The following is an 18,060-nucleotide window of genomic DNA, read 5'->3' on the forward strand; positions in this document are numbered from 1 at the left end:
ATAATTAAATTAAAAATGGATTTTAGGTTCGATCCCCCCTGCCCCCCTTGATAAGGGGGGTGCCGATCCCCCCTTAGTCCCCCCTTTAATCCCCCCTTAATAAGGGGGGCATCTGACAACTTTTAACGCCTACCTACTTAAATTGCTTGTTGAGATGAGGCACTCTTGCACTCTGGCAACAGTAAAGGGATTGAGGGAGATTCAGCTAATCTAAGAATAAGCGGTTTAAATACGTCTTAGCTGATTGAATTTTGGCAGCATCAAACAGAGGTAACTTAAATGTCCGAAAAACAAAAACGACAGGTTCAGAAAAACGACGGCTATCAAGCTAAAATTGATAAACCCCCCGGTAAACCGCCCCAGGGTGGTTCTAATGTTAAACCGCCACCAAATCAGGACAAGTAGAAAAAATAAAATCTTGGGTGGCTATTCCCCCTTTTACCTGTTCCCTGTTCTAACTGATAACTGATAACTGATAACTGATAACTGAATATGGCTTATTCTCGCATTAAAAAACTAGCAAATTATCTACGCCCCCATTGGCAAATAGTAACTTGGGGGGTAGTTGCTTTGCTTGTTGTTAATCTTTTGGGTGTTTATATACCGCTTTTAATCCGGGATAGCATCGATGATTTAAGTAAATCCTTTGACTTCCAAAAAATCATTTACTATGTGATCATCATTGTCGCTTTAGCCTCGATTATGTGGTTTATCCGCATGATTTCCAGAGTGCTATTATTCGGTATCGGTCGTCAGGTAGAGTTCGATCTTAAACAAAAAATCTTTCAGCATTTATTAACCCTTGAACCCGCCTATTTTTCTCGACAAACTTCAGGAGATTTAATCAACCGTGCCACTAGCGATGTGGATAATATCCGTCGTCTGGTGGGTTTTGCTTTGCTCAGTTTGGCTAATACTTTTTTTGCCTATGGGTTAACTTTACCCGTGATGTTAGCGATTCATATTCCCCTTTCAGTCGCCGCCATTTCTGTCTATCCTTTGATGTTAATTGCTGTGCAGTTATTTAGTGGTCGTCTCCAGCGGCAACAGCAAAAAGTACAAGAAAAACTCTCGCATCTGAGCGATTTAATTCAAGAGGATATGAGTGGTATAACTCTGATTAAAATTTATGCCCAAGAAGGTAACGAGCGCCTAGCATTTAAGCAAAGAAATCGTGAATTACTACAGGCTAATTTAGATTTAGTCCAGACTCGTAATTTTCTTTTTCCCCTGATTGAAGCTTTAGCCTATGTAAGTTTATTGGCCTTGCTTGCCCTGGGTACTAGACAAATTATAGCGGGTAATATCACCATTGGGGACTTTATTGCTCTGTTAATTTTGGCGGAAAGATTAGTTTTTCCTACTGCTTTATTAGGTTTTACTATTACTGCCTACCAACAGGGAGAAGTGAGTATTGATCGCCTAGAAACTATCCTGTTAGCCGAGGCTAAAATTAAAGACAATGCCGATTGTGTTCACTTAAAAAATATTCAAGGAAAAATCACCGCCAAAGCCTTGACTTTTTTCTATCCTGATGCTAAGGAACCCGCCTTAAAATCTCTTTCTTTTACCATTAATCCGGGGGAAACAGTAGCGGTTGTCGGTGCGATCAGGTCGGGAAAATCTACCCTTGCTAACGCTATTCCCCGTCTATTGAATATTGCCGAGGGACAGTTATTTATTGATAATCAAGATGTGACTCAAATTGCTCTTGAAGATCTGCGAAAAGCGATCGCTTATGTTCCCCAAGAAAGTTTTTTATTTAGTACCACCATTGAAGATAATATCCGTTATGGCGATCCGCTGCTGAATTTTTCGGCAGTGAAATCGGCGGCCAAACAAGCGAGAATTGAGGAAGAAATCGAGAATTTTCCGCAAAAATACGGAACTTTAGTGGGAGAACGTGGGATTACTCTTTCCGGGGGTCAACGTCAACGGGCCTCTTTAGCACGTGCTTTAGCCATCCAAGCACCGATTTTAATCCTTGATGATGCCCTATCTAGCGTCGATAATCAAACGGCCACGGCTATTTTGGAAAATCTCGCCCAAGAAAGCCAAAAAACCGTGATTTTTATCTCCCATCAATTATTGGCCGCTGCCACTGCTGATCGCATTTTTGTCATGGATCGCGGAGAAATTGTCCAGATGGGAACCCACGAGGAGTTAATCGCAATCCCCGGAGTCTATCAAAATCTCTGGCAACAGCAGCAGTTAGAGTCTAAGGTTTTAGATTAACCGATAAAATAGGGAATCTGCTAGTTATTACCGGTGAAGTTGTGGACTATCTCAATTATTCCTTAAGACTGTTTAAATGCAGCACAGCAGTTATCTTTTAGCGACAATGAACAAGGATCAACTTTTAACCGAACCTTTTTTACAATTACCCACCGAAACATCAATACAAGTGATTTGGTTTACGGAATTTTTTGGCACTGGTCATCAGGTGCGCTACGGGGAAAAACTAGAGAAAATGGCCCCCGCTCGCACTAGCAAATTAACTAGAGTTAGAGAAGATGCTCAATCGAGAACCGTTGAAGCTTATCAATCTTTAACCGATCGAGAAATCTGGCGACATCAGGCCGAAATTACTGATTTAAATCCAGGGGAAAGGATTCCCTATCAAGTCACCAGTTTTCAGGAAAATACAGCGATTAGAAGTGATATTTATACCCTTACCCCAAGACCCAAAAAAGGAACTAATCTCAAAATTCTGCTCACTTCCGATCATCAATTAATGCCCATGACTGCCGCTAATTTACAAAAAGTTAGCGAAACTATTGGACAGGTAGATGCAGTTTTTTTAGCGGGAGATTTAGTTAATATACCCGATCGAGCTTCCGAATGGTTTGATGATAGTCGCGGTGGGGCATTTTTTCCCTGTTTACAAGGTCGTGCTAATTATACTCTGACCAAGAATGGTATTCAGACTATTTATAAAGGGGGAGAAATTATTCAAAATGCCCCCTTATTTCCTGCGATTGGTAATCATGAAGTTATGGGCAGATTTTCTAATTCCAGAGGTTTAAATGAACAGTTTGAAGATGCTATTCCTGAATTTATTGCTAAAAACCTAGCGGAGGATACAGCAGCAATTAATAAAAAATGGTTAAAAAATCATGCTTTTAACACAGACACCTACGAAGAAATTTTTTCTTTGCCTCAAAATAAATATTATTCTCTGACCTTTGGCGATATTCGTTTAGTGGTTTTATATGTTACTAATATCTGGAGAAATACCAATTTAGAACCCAATGCAAGGGGAAGATATTACGAAAATCAAAGAGACTTAGATAGACCAGATCGCTGGGGTTATGGTCAGCATATTTTTGAGCCAATTGCCCAGGGTAGTCCTCAATATCAATGGTTAGAAAAAGAGTTAAATAGTCGAGAATTTCAAGAGGCTAAATATAAAGTAGTTATGTTTCATCATCCTCCCCATACCCTAGGGGTCAATATCGTTCCACCCTACACCGATCCCGTGCCGACAATTCAACGGGATACCACGGGAACAGTTACATCGGTACGTTATGATTATCCTCAAGAAAATGATTATATTATTCGTGATCTGATTCCTTTATTAGAATCAGCTAAGGTTAATTTGGTTTTTTATGGTCATTCTCATTTATGGAATCGTTTTCTTAGTCCTAAGGGTATGAATTTTCTTGAATCTTCTAACGTTGGTAATAGTTATGGTGCTTATTTAGGTGATAAAAAACGTCCTGTACCTCTCGATAGAAATTATGCAGCTATCGGTAATCCCAATGGATTACCAGCAATTATCCCGAATATTGCTCCTCTAGTGGATTGGGTTAATCAACCTTTATCCTATATTGCTAGTAATGATCTGACGGTTTTTAGCATTTTAGATACAGAAAAAGGAACCGTGAGCAGTTATCGTTTTGATACTCGTTATCCTGACTCCGAGGTAATTAAATTTGATGAATTTGACCTTTTAAGAGAGAAAAAAACGGAATCAAGAGAACCTCCCTGTGCATAGCTTTCGGACTTTGTTGGAAGACCTGGGGACAATTTGCTTGAATACAGTAGAATGTGCGATTAGAGAGAAAAGTTATCGTTTTTCTAAGATAACTCGACCGACTGAACTGCAACAACAGGCGTTAGATTTATTGGGAGTTTCCCTGATTTGTACCCAGTAACGGGCTGGCGTAAATGCTCTTAATCCCTTCTACAGCACAGGTTATGGCCTTTTGTCAACGGGGAAGTCCAGATATAAGACAGTAATTCCTCGTAAACGTCATCGGGCAGTAGGTAAAGAAACTGGTCAAACTAATCCTATTGAAAGATTAAATAATAGCTTTCGACAAAGGATTTCTCGGCTGGTGAGAGAGAGTCTATCTTTCTCTAAAAAAATGGAGAATCATGTTGGGGAACCCTTTGGTATTTTATCCATGACTACAATGCACAGCAAAGCAAAGGATTAAGCCACCATCACTACTACCGAATCACCACCCCTTCTCCAATATCAGGTCAATCAGAACCTAGCCGACGGGGACGATTTCATTAACTATTGTTGTAGTGGCGATCGCATAGTTGAATTTTGAGTTTCTAAAAGAGCGACTAAAGTTTCTAAGGTTTCATCGGGATTTGTTCCCTTGGATAGAGTAATTAAAATACCGTCTCTTTCAGGAGTTCCTTTGACGCACTCCCCGTTGACTTGATCGGTAAAGCAAATAACGGAATTGCCATCAATTTTCCCCGTAGTTAAATAATTGAATTTACTATATTTGCTGTAGGCCGCTAATCGCTTACTTACCAAGTCACAGCGTTTTTGTGGATCATAACCAATCTCTTTAAATTCTTCAGACTGCCAAAGAATGACAGGAAGTTTCTTCTGTTGGTTGAGTTCAATTACTGTTGTGGGTTGATTGTTTTCTTGAATACAGAGAAAGTTAGCTTTCTGCAAATTTTTGGGAAGTTGTTGAGCGCGCGTTGGTTCGGTTATTGGTGTCTTGATCGGGGTTGGTTCTAGGGTAACTACTGGTTTGGGAGTCGGTTCTACTACCCGGGCAGGTGTGGAAGTTGGCCGTCTGGGAATAGTGCTGGAAGTAACGAGGGTAACAATTGGTTTTGACTGGGGTTTGACAACAGTTTTTTGAACGATAGTTGTCGAAACGACGGGTTTAATTCTAGGTTCTTTCACACTAGACCGACCAGTCTCTCTTGCGATTCGTCTAGGACTAGAAGGAGTACCAGTCGTTGTTGTAGTTTTTCTAGTAATAGTTTGTTGAGCATCAGGAGATTTGACGGGTTTTTGACCGCCACCAGCAGACGTGGTATTTTTGGCGATGACCACTCCAGTAGTATCTTCATTATTTTTAGCGATCACAACTCCAGTATCTTCTGATTTATTGCCCTCGATCACGCTCCCACTAGCCTCTGACCGATTTTTCTCGATCACGATTCCATTAAATTCTGATTTATTTCTCTCGATAACATTTTCTGGTTGAGCAAATCCAGTCTGAAAATAGATTAACTCTTGTAATACGGTAAAACCTGCCGCTAATAAAAAACAAGATTTATTCATGATTACTTATTCCTCACTTCAAGTATTTAATTAACATTCGAAAATTTTTATCACTGAATCCGCTATATTTTTCCTACAAGATACACAAACAGTATCAACCTAAGCAAATAAAAACTAGATTTTTTTTGATTTATTTGCTCAAATGCCAAACTCAGGACAGATAAAAGTGGCTAAAGCAGTTTAGATACTCTTGAACCCTTAAAGTTTAGTAATATAGTCTTTCTCATTTTTTAGGCTACTGACTATTGTACTCAGACCCGTCTAGGGACAATTTTGTGCCTCGTAATCAAGAAAATTGCTATATCAAGGTTCTCATCTAGCCTACTGCCCCCTGGCATTCATTCACAAAGCGATGATGAACGTTGCCTTAACCATGATTATATCGCTTGCAACCAGGGGTTGAACGGTTTTACAGTCCACAGATATAAATCATTTGGAATCGATGCTCCCTACCATCTTCCCACTCTAACATCGCGGGTAAATGTCCTCTGGGTGGAGTTGGCGATTTGGTAAAAATTGGTTCTAAGCCAGCAATATATTTAGTTTTACTTTCCAGTTGTTCGTAACGCCATTCCACTTTTACTATATCTTGTCCAGGCAGTCTCCATTGGATTGTTTCATAAAACTTACTGGCATTTTTTCCCACTTCTTCAAAAATGTCTTTCTGAACTTTGAAACCCAGTTGTCCACCACTTTTGCTACTCCATAGAGTATCGATATCGACAACTTTTTTGCAGAAGACATCTTTATCTGAACTGAGTTTTTGTCGCCACTCTTCTAAAACAAAGCGCCCTTGCTGCTTGGATTGTGGTCCGACTATTGCTAATAATAATTGGAAGGTGGCCGCATCAGCCTTTCTCCAATCTTGACGGATCAGAGCATCTTCTAATTCCTTATAAAGTTTCGTTTCTTCAGATGCTGGGGTTCCCACGGAAGGAGTAACAGTCGGTGTAGTCATCCCTGGGGTTGGAGTAATGGTCGGTGTAGTCATCCCTGGGGTTGGAGTAACGGTGGGTGTGGTTGTCGTTCCCGTTGGAGGCGACTCGGCGGCCAACCTTGCTGGAGGTAGAATAATATCTTGAACGAAAAACCCCAAGTTGCTGACCAGTAACCCCATGAGGACAAATTGATAGTTATGTTTCATTATTATGAACTCCTATTTAATCGGCTATTAAGTTCTCTCAGAGAATAAATATTTATTCTCCAAAATTCAAAAATGTTTAGTTGTCTTAACTAACTTAGTATCCCTGATAAGGATTCTAGAATAAATAAAACAAAACTGTCAAGTATTTATGGTTGTTTTTGTGTAAAAAATTATTAACTGATTAGACTAAATTTACTCAGAATCGCAGTTTAGTAATTATCTCCTATAGCTTTAAGCTGTCGGCCGTCAGCATCCCGCACATCAGCCTGTTATTGCTATTCTCGGCTTGTTGCCATTGGCAATATCCTAACCTGAATTGCTAGGGATACAAACAATAGGAAACACAGCCCATAATTCTACATTCCTAAGCAATAGAAACGTTATTTTCTTAATTTTTCTTTTATAATTGTAATTGGGAAAATACGAGAATTTGCTCAAAGTCTCTAGGCTAATACCAAATTTCTAAATCCATGACAGACATCCACGCTCGAATGCTTGCCAAACCTTCATTCGTTGTGACGCGAATAAAGAAAAATGGTATAACTGACAAACAAAGACTATCAAGATTACTCCGAACAGGTAGAGTCTGTCTTTGTTAAATAAATTCATGAATTAAGCTGTACTGAATTTAAACTGCGTATGGGAAACTTTAGTACAAATGCTCAAGCCCAATCTCCCTGCTCCCTGCTCCCTTCTCACAGACAGTCTTAACGAGTAATTTAGATAGTCAACAGCTTACCTTACAGCCATGGTCTTAAGCATCAGCCAAAAACCAGCGAAAACATGGCTAAAGTTGACATCGAGCGCGTACATCAAATCGATGATCCTTGCCGTCGTTCCATTCTAGAATAGCGGGTAAATGGCCTCGAGGCGGATCGGTAAACAGTGGCTCTTTCCCTCGCAGATATGCAACCCTTTTAGTCTGCGGATCGTATTTCCATTCTACTGTAACCTCCCCCTGTGGGTTTCTCCATCGGATAGTCTTATAGAAGAGGTTCACATCTTTTTTGACCCGAGCGAAAAAAATATTATACTGAACCCTGAAGCCGAGGTTGCCGTCACTGGCTCGATGCCAAAGAGCGTCAATTTTTTTAAAATCATCACAGTCAAATTCTTGCCATTCTTCTAGGTTAAATCGTCCTTGCCGCTCCGATTCTGGTCCGGCGATTCTGAGCATGAGTTTATAGGTTAGTTCGTCAGCTTTTTTCCAATCTTTTTGTTCTAGAGATTTTTCCAGTTGCTGATAATAAAATTCTGGCGATTTTGCATAAAGAAACCAACTTCCAGCCATAGCGATCGCTCCTAGGGTCAAGAGTGCTCCCACTCCGATGGTCAGAAACCGCCGGGGGGGACGCGGTATAGGAACTGGGGGTCTTGCTACCTTGTTAGTAGCTCGCTCGGTCGTGGTAGCTGGAGCAGTGGGGACTAATTCATCGAGAGCCTGCATTGCTTCTGTTGCCGTTTTATAGCGATCTTTAAAGTGGTAACGCACCATCTTGGTGAGAATAGCCTCTAACCCCGCACCGATCCTAACCCTTTGTTGCCAGCTAATTTCCCCCGTTTCGGGATCGTCAGGCAAATTTTTGGGATCGATTCCAGTTAAAGCTTGAATTGCGATCGCACCTAACGCGTAAATATCGCTACTCGGGCGGGGTTTGCCGCGAGCTTGTTCTGTTGACATATATCCCGATGTTCCCGGGGAACCGTTGGAATTGAATGACTCAACATTATCCTCGGCAACCCCTGGAAACTTTTTAACCGCACCAAAATCCACTAAAACTAAATGATTGTCCTGCTGTCGCCGAATGAGGTTATCAGGTTTGATATCGAGGTGAATGACTTCTTGACCGTGGATAAATTGCAGGATCGTCAAAACTTCTCGCAATAGAGCGATTACCTCGGTTTCAGTCCAAAAATGATGGGGCGGAAGTTCCTCGGTCAAAGGATGACCAGTTACATATTCTCGAATTAGATAAAAAGCTCCATCTTCCTCAAAATAATCAATAAGTCCGGGTATTTGGTCATGTTCTCCTATTTTTTTGAGCGCATCTGCTTCTTGAGCGAAAAGACGCTGTGCTGTTGGCCCATCGATTGCGCTGTCTGTCGGTTTGATCAAGCGTTTGATCAAATAACGTCCGCCTTCGGGTCGCTCGATATTTTCGGCGATGTAGGTTTGGCGAAAGGGGCTTTCCTTAAGGGTTGTTATCCGTCGATAGGAGCGGTGTATTAAAGGAATGGATGCCTGAACTTCTAAGTTAACTTTCGTTTCCCTTAAACCAGACTGTTCGCTACTAACTCTCGTTTCCCTTAAACCAGACTGTTCGCTACTAACTCTCGTTTCCCTTAAACCAGACTGTTCACTACTAACTCTCGTTTCCCTTAAACCAGACTGTTCACTACTAACTCTCGTTTCCCTTAAACCAGACTGTTCACTACTAACTCTCGTTTCCCTTAAACCAGACTGTTCACTACTAACTCTCGTTTCTCGAATAATCGGAGTCGAAACTGTTGATGGATTCGTTTCTTCAGAAATAGGTGACTGGGAGGGACTGGTCAGCGCTGCGAGTGCCTGGATGATTTCCGTAGCACTTTGATAACGGTCTTTAAAATGATAACTAACCATTTTGTTGAGAATGGCCGCTAATCCGTCACTAACATTAGCGTAATCACGCCATAGCAGTTCTCCAGTTTTGTCGTCATCGAGTACCTGTAATTTTAACGGATCCATCCCAGTAGCGGCTTGGATAGCGATTATACCCAGAGCGTAGATATCGCTGTTGAAACGGGGTTTGCCTCGCACCTGCTCCGTGGGCATATAGCCTTCTGTTCCAATAGAAATTGTCAGGGGAGAGTGGGAGGTTTGCAAAGATGTACCTGGATTGCGAATTTTCTTAACTGCTCCAAAATCGATCAGTACCAAGCGATCATCTCGATCTCGTCGGATCAGGTTGTTGGGTTTGATATCTCGATGGATGACCTTGTAGCTGTGAACAAACTCTAAAATCGGCAACACATCTTGCAGAAAAGCGATAATTTTGCTTTCCGTCCAACGCACACCGGGAGGTAGTTCTTTATCGAGGGTATGACCTTCGATAAACTCTTGCACCAAGTAAAATTCTTGGTTTTCCTCAAAATAAGCTAATAATCTAGGTATTTGATCGTGTTCTCCTAAGACCTCCAAATTTTCCGCTTCTTCCTTAAACAATCGTCGAGCGGTGGGTAAAAAATCCGGATCGTTGCTGGCTGGTTTTAGGTATTTGACAGCACATTGAGGATGACCGGGACGATGCAGGTCTTCTACAATGTAGGTTTTGGCTAATCCCCCTTCTCCTAAAGCACGGAGAACCTTATAGTGTCCAGCCAGGAGTTGATTTAACTCTAACATCGCTCAATTCGTTTAACCCGTTGCTCTAATGATGGCACAGATTCCGGCTCGTAATGTATTTTTGACAACCAGCCTTCAGATAAGAGATCAAGAGATGATCGTTATTGTCCCATTCTGGTTTCTCTGACCGCCGCCTGACTACCAGACTGGTTGAAATAAGTCAAAATTACCCATTCTTGAGGATTTTTACCGATCTTGATCTGATCGCCATCCTTCAAGGGATAGTCATTAAGGGTGCCGACAGGCTCATCTTCAACCCACAGACCATTGCGACTGGGAACGGTCCCATCACCATCGTGAATCCGATAATCATCCCCTTGTTTGCGCAAGATGGCGTGATGTCGGGATATGACTTCCCAACCAGCAGGGACTTTAAAGTCTGACCAGTCCGGATCTCGTCCCAAGCGATGCTCCTCTTTACTGAGGGGAAAACGACGTAGTTGTCCCTGACATTCTAGTTCTATCCAGATCTGGTTTCCCGCTCCATTATCCATAGCTTGGGCTTGCTGGGAGTTCCCACCCATCTCCGGGATCGCTGGGGAACCACTGGGAGTCTTGCGGACTGGGGCTTTGGGGCGAAGCAAAAAGTAGGCGGCAAGTCCGGCGGCACCGGCAATTAAAGCTAGTAATAACTGATAAAATGGGTCGCTCAAAGGCTTCAAATATCGATCGCCCTCGATCTGGGCTATCTCTTTCAGGAGACGATTAACTTCCGAGTGATCATTATAGATTTCTTGGGCTTTTTTAAATTTTTCTCTTGCCCCCTCGATGTTGCCCTTCCAGTAAAGCTCTAGACCATCTAGATACAGTTGATCCGTCGGTCCGGATTCGTTCGTTGTACCAGCTTGTTTGATAGTTTCCTGAATGAGACTAGCGGGTATGGCGAAAACTATATTATTAGAGTTAGACTCGGGATCTTTGGGGGCTAACATCCCGATCACTTCACCTTTGCTATTAATCACCGGGCTGCCGGCAGTTCCTTCTCCCGCTTCAATACCATCCACTTGAAGGACAGGATTACCCTGTTGGCGGAGTTTATAGGGGTTAGAAATGCTGCCCTCATCGGCGGAGGCTTCGTAGAAGGATTCCTCGGTCAGGGCTTGATCAACCTGGAGCTTGAAATCGGCGTCAGTGGGAAATCCAAGGGTTATGACGGAATCTTGGGTTTGAACTTTCTTGGAATCTCCCAGCCGCAGGGTCGGTACATCATTAGCCGGTATCTTGATGAGAGTAACATCGGAGGATTCACTCGACTTTTTAATCGCGAATAAAGGGGGTTCAACCTTGGCATTTGGTAGAATAACTCTTGCTGGTACGTAGTAAATTCTGTCCTCCCATTCAACATTTTTAAGCTCTCGATCGGGTTTGCGAACACCGTTGTGTTCAAGTTTCTTGAGAATATTCCTTTTAATAGCCTCCTTGCAACTCTCTTCACTGCCTATACTGAGTTGAGGGGATGCACTGGTAACAATATAGCCATTAGAATTGATGAAAAAACCCGTTCCTCTAAAACTACTATCAATGGGGAACTTGATTGGTGGATCGTTTTTATTTCCACGGGGATACCACACCGCATCTGACCCACAAATGCCCAGAATCCGAACGACCGCAGGTTTGGTTTTCCAGACTAACTGTTGTTTTTGGTTGGGAGGAGTGACTTGTTGAACCGACGAGCAGGACTGAAATAGAGCTAAAGCGGGCGCAAGAATTAAGGCAGTTATAGTTAAATTACGTTTCATATCCAATCCCTCTTAATAATTTTTAAAGTCAATTGCATCGAAATGTAAAGATTCGCTCCGGGTGGATAAATTCCTGTGGAATAGATCCCCTACACGATAATTATATCAATGGCATCAAAGACGATTCCTGAAGATTTGCTTAATTATACGGATTGACATTTTTACCATTAACGTCTGGTTCTTCGGTTTGTGTTATGCAATGGACAGGGGTTATAAGGAATGGAACCTTTATTTAGAAAGACATTTGGCGATTTTTGTCAATTGCTTTTGATCTAGAGCGAACTAATCAATTAAGTCTCTTGCCAGATAAAGATTTAGTCAATTTATGTCCCCCTATCGAACCATACCAAGTAACGAAGAACCTAACGTTTTAACATCCAGACAAGCCAGAAGATGACACCGCTCATGCCACCGTAAAAAACCAGCAGCGTCTGAGAAAGGACGCTTCTTAACCAAGAATTGATCTGACTGGCTTCGCTGGATATATTCATAGAAAAATCGACTAATTCTGGGGGGGTTTGGCGAACTTCATCGTATTTTTTCCGAAAAAGTCGCTCTAATCTCAAAAAATAAGCATCAAGAAGCCAAAACATCACGATCGGATAGACCAGAACGATATAATATCCATTGTTGGTGGTAGTTAGAGTCAATAAAGCAGTCACAACAGTAATGCACCACCCCTTGAGGGTACTAGAATTACTGGCCATTCGATCGATAACATTTTGAATAAATTCCAAATGCTTCAGTTTAGCTTCCATTCTCACAACTCCTCAAGATTCTTAATTTTCAAAGATAAACAAAGATAAATTTAGATTAGCGCAATCTAGAGAATTTACCCGATATCTAGTTCTTGGCTATACTGGAGGGCATGACTCCCATCCCTTAATCATCACTCGTCTATGTCTAATGGTGCCGCTCAACCGCCAAAGGTTTTTATTAGTTATAGTTGGGACTCGGAAGCCCATCAAAACCGCGTGCTTGACCTAGCGAATCGTCTTCGCCGCGATGGTATTGACTGCAATATTGACCTATACGAGACATCGCCACAGGTGGGATGGCCTCGCTGGATGTCCCACCAAATTAACAAGGCTCAATTTGTTCTGGTTGTCTGTACCGAAACGTACCAGAAACGCTTTACAGGTCAGGAAGAACTGGGCAAAGGCAAGGGGGTTAATTGGGAAGGAACAATTATTAACCAATATCTCTACGATCAAATCGACAACAATAAATTTATTCCCGTTATATTTGCCCCTCAAGATGCTCCCTATATTCCCGTTGAACTTCGTCGGATAACTTTTCATGTTCTAGATGAGCAAGGATATGAAAGACTCTACCGTCAACTCACCGCTCAACCTCTCAATAAAAAACCTGAAATAGGCAGTATACGCCTGCTGCCTCCCCTTGAGGAAAAGCTGGTTCAGACAATTCCCATCGAAGGTCGACATAGGCAAGAAAATGCTGATTTAGCCTCGGATCGGCAGCGTCGGTTGAACGAGCTTTACAATGATGTACGGCGAAAATATTATAAAAGTAGGGATTGGTCGGCAGTTATTAACATCTTTGGGCAAATGCAGCCCGATTTTTTCGATCCCGATGGGTTGTATCGTCAAGCCAGGGAAGAACTCCGTAAGCAACAAAAAGACAAAGAGCAGCTGAGAAAACAACAAGAACAAAAAATCCAAGAAATTAAAAATCTTTATCAAATAGGCAATGATTATTTCCAAAATAACAAATGGTATGAAGCCCAACAGTGTTTCGGGGAGATTTTACACCGAGAACCAAACGGATATCGAGAGACCGTCAGACGGTTAGAACAAATACAACAAAAACAACAGGAGGCCAGATGGATAGCTTTGGCAGCAATAGTCTTCTGTTGGCTGATAACGATCCCCCTAGACAATCTATCGGGAGGGGGAACTCCTCTGACTGGTGCGATTGGCGGTGGTTCAAGCGGCGTCATAATCTGGTGGCTATCACAGCAGCGACAATCTACTGGGGAAAATCGGAGAGTTCAATTCTTGTTATTCTGTTTCGTCGGTCTGATCTTGGGGGGAATTTTAAAAGCCTTGCTACAAGCACTAACTCAAGATATGTCCCTATTCAACGGACTCGATCCGATCTTAACTGCTTGCGCGGGTGCGATGATCGCTATAGGTTTACTGTTCTGGCAATATCCCGTCCCAAAACAACACCTATAGCTTATCTTTCCTGCTAGAACAGGGTTTTTTCTGTTCTGACGCTATCGCCGCACAGTCTAAGCAATTAAGTGTTTCCGAAGTGCTGGGGGACTATATTTAAACCTTAGAAGAGCCGTCCTAAAAGGACGGGGAACCTTAAACCGAAATTTTCGGCAAATCCGATCGTGGCCGCCGAAGGGAATTTCATTATTCTCTGGCCGACTTTTAGCCATCAATACTGTCCACCACGCTCAGAAAATCGTTGTGGATTAGCTCGGCGATAAAATTCTCCGGGTCGGTGATAGGAACAGTAACGCCTTGGCTGGCTACCATCTGTGCAGCCATCCGAGTCATGAAATCCTGTCTTGTTTCCGTCATTCTACCCTGACATTGTTGTAATTTTTCCACCAATTCCAGTGGGGAATCGGCCACCAGTTTATCTCCCTCGCGGGTGACATAAATTGTCATCTTTCCTACCTCCTAAATGATTGGGAACAAGAATTCGACACTACTAAACCACTTCTTTTCTCGCTATCATTATTGCCAGTTAGTTAGCCCCAGTCTCGTCCGTCTTTCCCTGTTTCCATTATTTTTTCTGGCTTGTCGCCTGGTAATTATTATTATCGCCAAAATAAAAGGATAAATTTGTCAATCTTTGTAACGAAAAATCAAGAAAAACCGTTCTCACCGTATCGCCCTGAACCTTTGCGGAGAAATTTGTTACAATAAATACAAGGGGACTCCCTGCGCTGGCTTCCATCCCTAGTAAAAAATTGGCGGGGTGGGGAGCGGGGGTGAATAGTCACGATAGGGGAGGCATTTGTCAGAGTTTCCCGCTTCCTTTAGTTTTAGGGGGAAAAGCCATGAAATCTGGAATATTATTATCGCCCGATCGACCGCTGCCAGAATTTCTCCGGTCAGCTATCCAAGACCGCTTTCCGGGGAAAGTGATCGACGATCTCAGCATCCGCTACTATGAAAGCGTCGAGGATGTGGGGTGGGAGTATTTTAACGAGAGGGTGTTGCCAGCCTGTAGCGATGAGCCTGTTGTCCGCTATCTCGGCCCATTTATATCCTACGTCCGTCTAGGAGAAGCCTTGGTTTTGGATCGGCAAGATGGTCTTGTGGTTTACGACACCGATCGAGATGTTCCCTGCACGGAAACTGGACCCTTCTGGTTGGTGACTCCTAAATCGCGCTGAAAAACCAAACCCAAGTTAAGCAGCTGAATTGGGAAAACTTAATAGTTAGGGTTGGCTGAATAAATCTAAAAACCTTGTTGGGTAAGACTTTTAGACTTTTGGGAAATCGAAAAGTACCAGATATGGGAGTGATCGGGGGGAGAATTCAGGGACTTTTTCCCTGAAAATTGGGTAATTGACCCCCTCAAAATCGGTAAAACCCTACACCCCACACCCCACACCCCACACCCTGCCCCCACGAAAAACTTTTTGCCGCAAACCCTAGGTAAGACTCAACGGGTGGAGTCGGTAAGCGACAAAACCCGTCGCATTTTTATAAGGCTTGCGATCGCAGCCAAGCCACGGGTAAATAGAGCATTTTCTTGGCTAAAGGCACGAAGGCACGACGGGCGAAGACATCGTAATTATTTGCTTCAATTACGTCTAAAATGCCTTGATAAAGCAGTAAAGCCGCCCAAACCGGCCAACGGGAATCGGGATTAAGGGCGCGAATCCCCCTTTCGGCGGAATCGTAGTAATAACGGGCCCGCTCAATTTGGAAGCGCATTAACCCCTTCCAACGGTCATCATTAACCCCTTTGAGTAAATCATCTTCGCTGTAGTTAAAACGATCTAAATCCTCTAAAGGCAGATAAATCCGCCCACGATGGACATCTTCCCCCACATCCCGCAAAATATTGGTTAATTGATTGGCAATACCGAGATCGATCGCTTCTTCTTGGGGAATATAGACGCTTTGATTGCGTCGCCAAGGAGCCGAGCGATCGCCGTCTTCCAATCCTAACACCGCGCTGGACATTAACCCCACCGTTCCCGCCACCCGATAGCAGTACAGTTTTAGTTCATCAAAGGTTTGATAACGACTGCGATAGAGATCCATCTGTTGCCCGGCGATCATGTCCCGAAAGGGTTGGATATCCATGGGGAACTTTTCTAGAGTATCCACGAGAGCGACATCGGCATCCTCAAGGGCAACCCCAGAAAAGACGGTTTCTAGCTGTTTTTCCCATAAATCGAGGGTTTCAGGGGTAGTTAACCGGGCTTGGGGTCCATCGACCAGTTCATCGGTACGACGACACCAGACATAAATTGCCCAGATCGCTTGACGTTTTGCTTTCGGCATCAGGAGAGTACCGAGATAAAACGTTTTGGAATACTTCTCTGTAATCCGGCGACAGAGTTCGTAGGACTCCGCAAGGGAGACGAGGGGTTTGGTGGGGTGGGTCGGTTTTGGCAATTGGAGCATTCTGCTGGGGCGGAATGATTGACTTAGATTAACGGCGAACTGTGGCTAATGATATAGCATTGTCTCACTCAAGGCCATTTTCGTCATTAGTCCCTAGCCAGAGAATTAACGAGCGCTGGACACTGGTGTGGATTGGGTTTTATTCGGGTTTAGGGGTGCTGCGGGGTGATCTTTGCTGATCACTGCCGCCGCTAATTTCCCCGATAAAACCGCTCCTTCCATGCTTCCTAAATATTTTTGCATGGTATAGTCACCAGCGAGATAAAAATTCTCGATCGGAGTTTTCTGAGAAGGTCGATAACCTTGTCGGCCAGGGGTGGCTTTATAAACCGATCGAGGAGTTTTCACCAGATGGTATTTTAACAATTGACTGGGATTATCGCCAGTAAAATGTTGGGGAAAGAGTTTTTCTAGTTCTTTCATCGTGGCGGCGATAATTTCGTCATCGGATTTGCTAATCCAATCCTGAGCAGGAGCGAGAACTAATTCTAACATCGAGCGATCGGGGTTAGCGTATTCTTTACAGGTGTTGCTCATGTCAGCATAAACACTGAGTAAAGGGGAACGGGAGAATAATAAATGATCGATGTCGGTTAGTTTGCGATCAAACCAAAGGTGTAAATTAATGACGGGAACCCCTTCTAATCCTTCTAATTTTTGAAAGAATTTATCTTCTTGCCAAGGTTTAGGCAGTAAAACTTTTAAAGGATCTACAGGCATCGCAGATACATAAAGATCGGCTTCAAAAAGATAATCTTCCCCACCGTCTAAACCACGCATTAAGAAGGCTTTAACTGTGCCATCTCCATTTAACAGAATCTCTTTTAAGGGGGCGTTTAAGCGCACTTCGCCGCCTCTAGCGGTGATGTAATCGACTAAAGGTTGGCAGAGTCTTTCCGGGGGTGAACCGTCGAGAAAAGCCATTTTTGAGCCGTTTTTCTCCTGTAAAAAGCGGTTGAGGGCTGTTAGTAGAATCGTGGCGGAAATCTCGTTAGGATCGATAAAGTTTAGGGCTTTCGACATAGCGATAAACACTTCTTTTTCTATCCTAGGAGGGATGTTTTGTTTCTCTAGCCATTCTGACCAAGAATATTTATCCATCTCCTCGACGTAACTTTGTCCTTTAACAATGGCAGGGAGTAAACCGAGTCCAAATTTAATTTTTTCCTCCCAAGTTAACATATCATTATTGCGAAGAATGGCAACAATACCGTTAATTGGGGCGGGAATATCAGGGAAGTCAAACCGCGAATAAGTCCCCGGTTTTTCCGGCTGATTGAAGATCATCGAGTGTTCTTTCCACTGTAGGCGATCCTCTATGCCTAATTCCTTGAATAATTGCAGCATATTGGGATAAGCGCCAAAGAAGATATGTAAACCGGTTTCGTACCAGTCCCCATCGGCATCTTTCCAAGCGGCAATTTTTCCCCCTAATACATCGCGACGTTCCAGTACGATGGGCGTATGTCCCGCATCGACAAGGTATTTCGCACAAGATAATCCGGCTAGTCCCGCACCAGCGATCGCAACTCGCATCGTTTCCTATCTACTCTCTAATGTCTTGTCTTTATCACATTCGCTATTATACTTCACATTTCGTTACATTTTTTTTCAGATTGTCG

General features: G+C 43.0%; 13 protein-coding genes and 2 pseudogenes. 7 read left to right on the plus strand and 8 right to left on the minus strand.

The genetic code is table 11. From position 1 onward, the window contains the following. Positions 1 to 279 precede the first annotated feature (279 nt). The 5 genes and pseudogenes from IM496_RS05300 to IM496_RS05320 all read left to right on the plus strand — a co-directional run. Positions 280 to 405 carry a hypothetical protein gene (locus IM496_RS05300; protein WP_265578337.1) on the plus strand — a complete coding sequence of 42 codons (126 nt, stop codon included), beginning with the start codon at positions 280 to 282 and terminating at the stop codon, positions 403 to 405. Between the two features lie 87 nt (positions 406 to 492). Next, positions 493 to 2,235: an ABC transporter ATP-binding protein gene (locus IM496_RS05305; protein ID WP_194015694.1), complete on the plus strand. Its 1,743-nt coding sequence runs from the start codon at positions 493 to 495 to the stop codon at positions 2,233 to 2,235. 76 nt (positions 2,236 to 2,311) lie between these two features. Then, positions 2,312 to 3,997 (plus strand): purple acid phosphatase family protein, encoded by a 1,686-nt coding sequence (locus IM496_RS05310; protein WP_287661473.1) that lies wholly within the window; start codon positions 2,312 to 2,314, stop codon positions 3,995 to 3,997. Further along, a pseudogene (locus IM496_RS22300) lies at positions 3,957 to 4,157 on the plus strand (IS1634 family transposase); the annotation flags it as partial. The gene IM496_RS05310 and the pseudogene IM496_RS22300, both read left to right, overlap by 41 nt. Before the next feature lie 87 nt (positions 4,158 to 4,244). Further along, positions 4,245 to 4,423 (plus strand): annotated as a pseudogene (locus IM496_RS05320) (IS1 family transposase); the annotation flags it as partial. A gap of 102 nt (positions 4,424 to 4,525) precedes the next feature. Here the strand turns inward: IM496_RS05320 and IM496_RS05325 are convergent. From IM496_RS05325 to IM496_RS05345, 5 genes are all read right to left on the minus strand, one after another. Then, positions 4,526 to 5,545, minus strand: coding sequence for a COP23 domain-containing protein (locus IM496_RS05325; RefSeq protein ID WP_194015690.1), 1,020 nt, complete (start codon positions 5,543 to 5,545; stop codon positions 4,526 to 4,528). A 409-nt stretch (positions 5,546 to 5,954) separates the two neighbouring features. Next, positions 5,955 to 6,689, minus strand: a complete 735-nt coding sequence (locus IM496_RS05330; RefSeq protein ID WP_194015688.1) for a GUN4 domain-containing protein — start codon at positions 6,687 to 6,689, stop codon at positions 5,955 to 5,957. A 787-nt stretch (positions 6,690 to 7,476) separates the two neighbouring features. Next, entirely contained in the window at positions 7,477 to 10,074 is a 2,598-nt protein-coding gene (locus IM496_RS05335; RefSeq protein ID WP_287661476.1) for a protein kinase domain-containing protein, read from the minus strand. A gap of 101 nt (positions 10,075 to 10,175) precedes the next feature. Then, the gene (locus tag IM496_RS05340; protein ID WP_287661477.1) at positions 10,176 to 11,813 is read right to left on the minus strand and encodes a trypsin-like peptidase domain-containing protein; all 1,638 of its coding nucleotides are present in this window, start codon (positions 11,811 to 11,813) and stop codon (positions 10,176 to 10,178) included. Positions 11,814 to 12,175: 362 nt separating this feature from the next. After that, positions 12,176 to 12,571, minus strand: coding sequence for a hypothetical protein (locus IM496_RS05345; protein WP_125732035.1), 396 nt, complete (start codon positions 12,569 to 12,571; stop codon positions 12,176 to 12,178). Between the two features lie 141 nt (positions 12,572 to 12,712). On the opposite strand from IM496_RS05345, the gene IM496_RS05350 reads away from it, so the two are divergent. Then, the gene (locus IM496_RS05350; RefSeq protein ID WP_194015681.1) at positions 12,713 to 14,011 is read left to right on the plus strand and encodes an SEFIR domain-containing protein; all 1,299 of its coding nucleotides are present in this window, start codon (positions 12,713 to 12,715) and stop codon (positions 14,009 to 14,011) included. A 204-nt stretch (positions 14,012 to 14,215) separates the two neighbouring features. Here the strand turns inward: IM496_RS05350 and IM496_RS05355 are convergent, their stop codons facing one another. After that, a complete protein-coding gene (locus IM496_RS05355; protein ID WP_002740673.1) occupies positions 14,216 to 14,458 on the minus strand; it encodes a hypothetical protein in 243 nt (80 codons plus the stop codon). Positions 14,459 to 14,715: 257 nt separating this feature from the next. On the opposite strand from IM496_RS05355, the gene IM496_RS05360 reads away from it, so the two are divergent. Continuing rightward, a complete protein-coding gene (locus IM496_RS05360; protein ID WP_194015696.1) occupies positions 14,716 to 15,192 on the plus strand; it encodes a hypothetical protein in 477 nt (158 codons plus the stop codon). 313 nt (positions 15,193 to 15,505) lie between these two features. On the opposite strand, the gene crtB is transcribed toward IM496_RS05360, so the two are convergent. Then, positions 15,506 to 16,438, minus strand: coding sequence for a 15-cis-phytoene synthase CrtB (gene crtB / locus IM496_RS05365; protein WP_194018374.1), 933 nt, complete (start codon positions 16,436 to 16,438; stop codon positions 15,506 to 15,508). Between the two features lie 105 nt (positions 16,439 to 16,543). After that, positions 16,544 to 17,974: a 15-cis-phytoene desaturase gene (pds, locus tag IM496_RS05370; protein WP_287661478.1), complete on the minus strand. Its 1,431-nt coding sequence runs from the start codon at positions 17,972 to 17,974 to the stop codon at positions 16,544 to 16,546. Between the last annotated feature and the right edge of the window lie 86 nt (positions 17,975 to 18,060).

It is taken from the genome of Microcystis sp. M049S2 (genome assembly GCF_020245625.1).
GTDB lineage: Bacteria > Cyanobacteriota > Cyanobacteriia > Cyanobacteriales > Microcystaceae > Microcystis > Microcystis ichthyoblabe_A.

Coding starts and splice junctions, on each gene's coding strand:
- IM496_RS05325 (WP_194015690.1), bottom strand. CDS start 5,545: ATGAATAAATCTTGTTTTTTATTAGCGGCAGGTTTTACCGTATTACAA.
- IM496_RS05340 (WP_287661477.1), bottom strand. CDS start 11,813: ATGAAACGTAATTTAACTATAACTGCCTTAATTCTTGCGCCCGCTTTA.
- crtB (WP_194018374.1), bottom strand. CDS start 16,438: ATGCTCCAATTGCCAAAACCGACCCACCCCACCAAACCCCTCGTCTCC.
- IM496_RS05305 (WP_194015694.1), top strand. CDS start 493: ATGGCTTATTCTCGCATTAAAAAACTAGCAAATTATCTACGCCCCCAT.
- IM496_RS05355 (WP_002740673.1), bottom strand. CDS start 14,458: ATGACAATTTATGTCACCCGCGAGGGAGATAAACTGGTGGCCGATTCC.
- IM496_RS05330 (WP_194015688.1), bottom strand. CDS start 6,689: ATGAAACATAACTATCAATTTGTCCTCATGGGGTTACTGGTCAGCAAC.
- IM496_RS05300 (WP_265578337.1), top strand. CDS start 280: ATGTCCGAAAAACAAAAACGACAGGTTCAGAAAAACGACGGCTATCAA.
- IM496_RS05335 (WP_287661476.1), bottom strand. CDS start 10,074: ATGTTAGAGTTAAATCAACTCCTGGCTGGACACTATAAGGTTCTCCGT.
- IM496_RS05350 (WP_194015681.1), top strand. CDS start 12,713: ATGTCTAATGGTGCCGCTCAACCGCCAAAGGTTTTTATTAGTTATAGT.
- pds (WP_287661478.1), bottom strand. CDS start 17,974: ATGCGAGTTGCGATCGCTGGTGCGGGACTAGCCGGATTATCTTGTGCG.
- IM496_RS05310 (WP_287661473.1), top strand. CDS start 2,312: ATGCAGCACAGCAGTTATCTTTTAGCGACAATGAACAAGGATCAACTT.
- IM496_RS05345 (WP_125732035.1), bottom strand. CDS start 12,571: ATGGAAGCTAAACTGAAGCATTTGGAATTTATTCAAAATGTTATCGAT.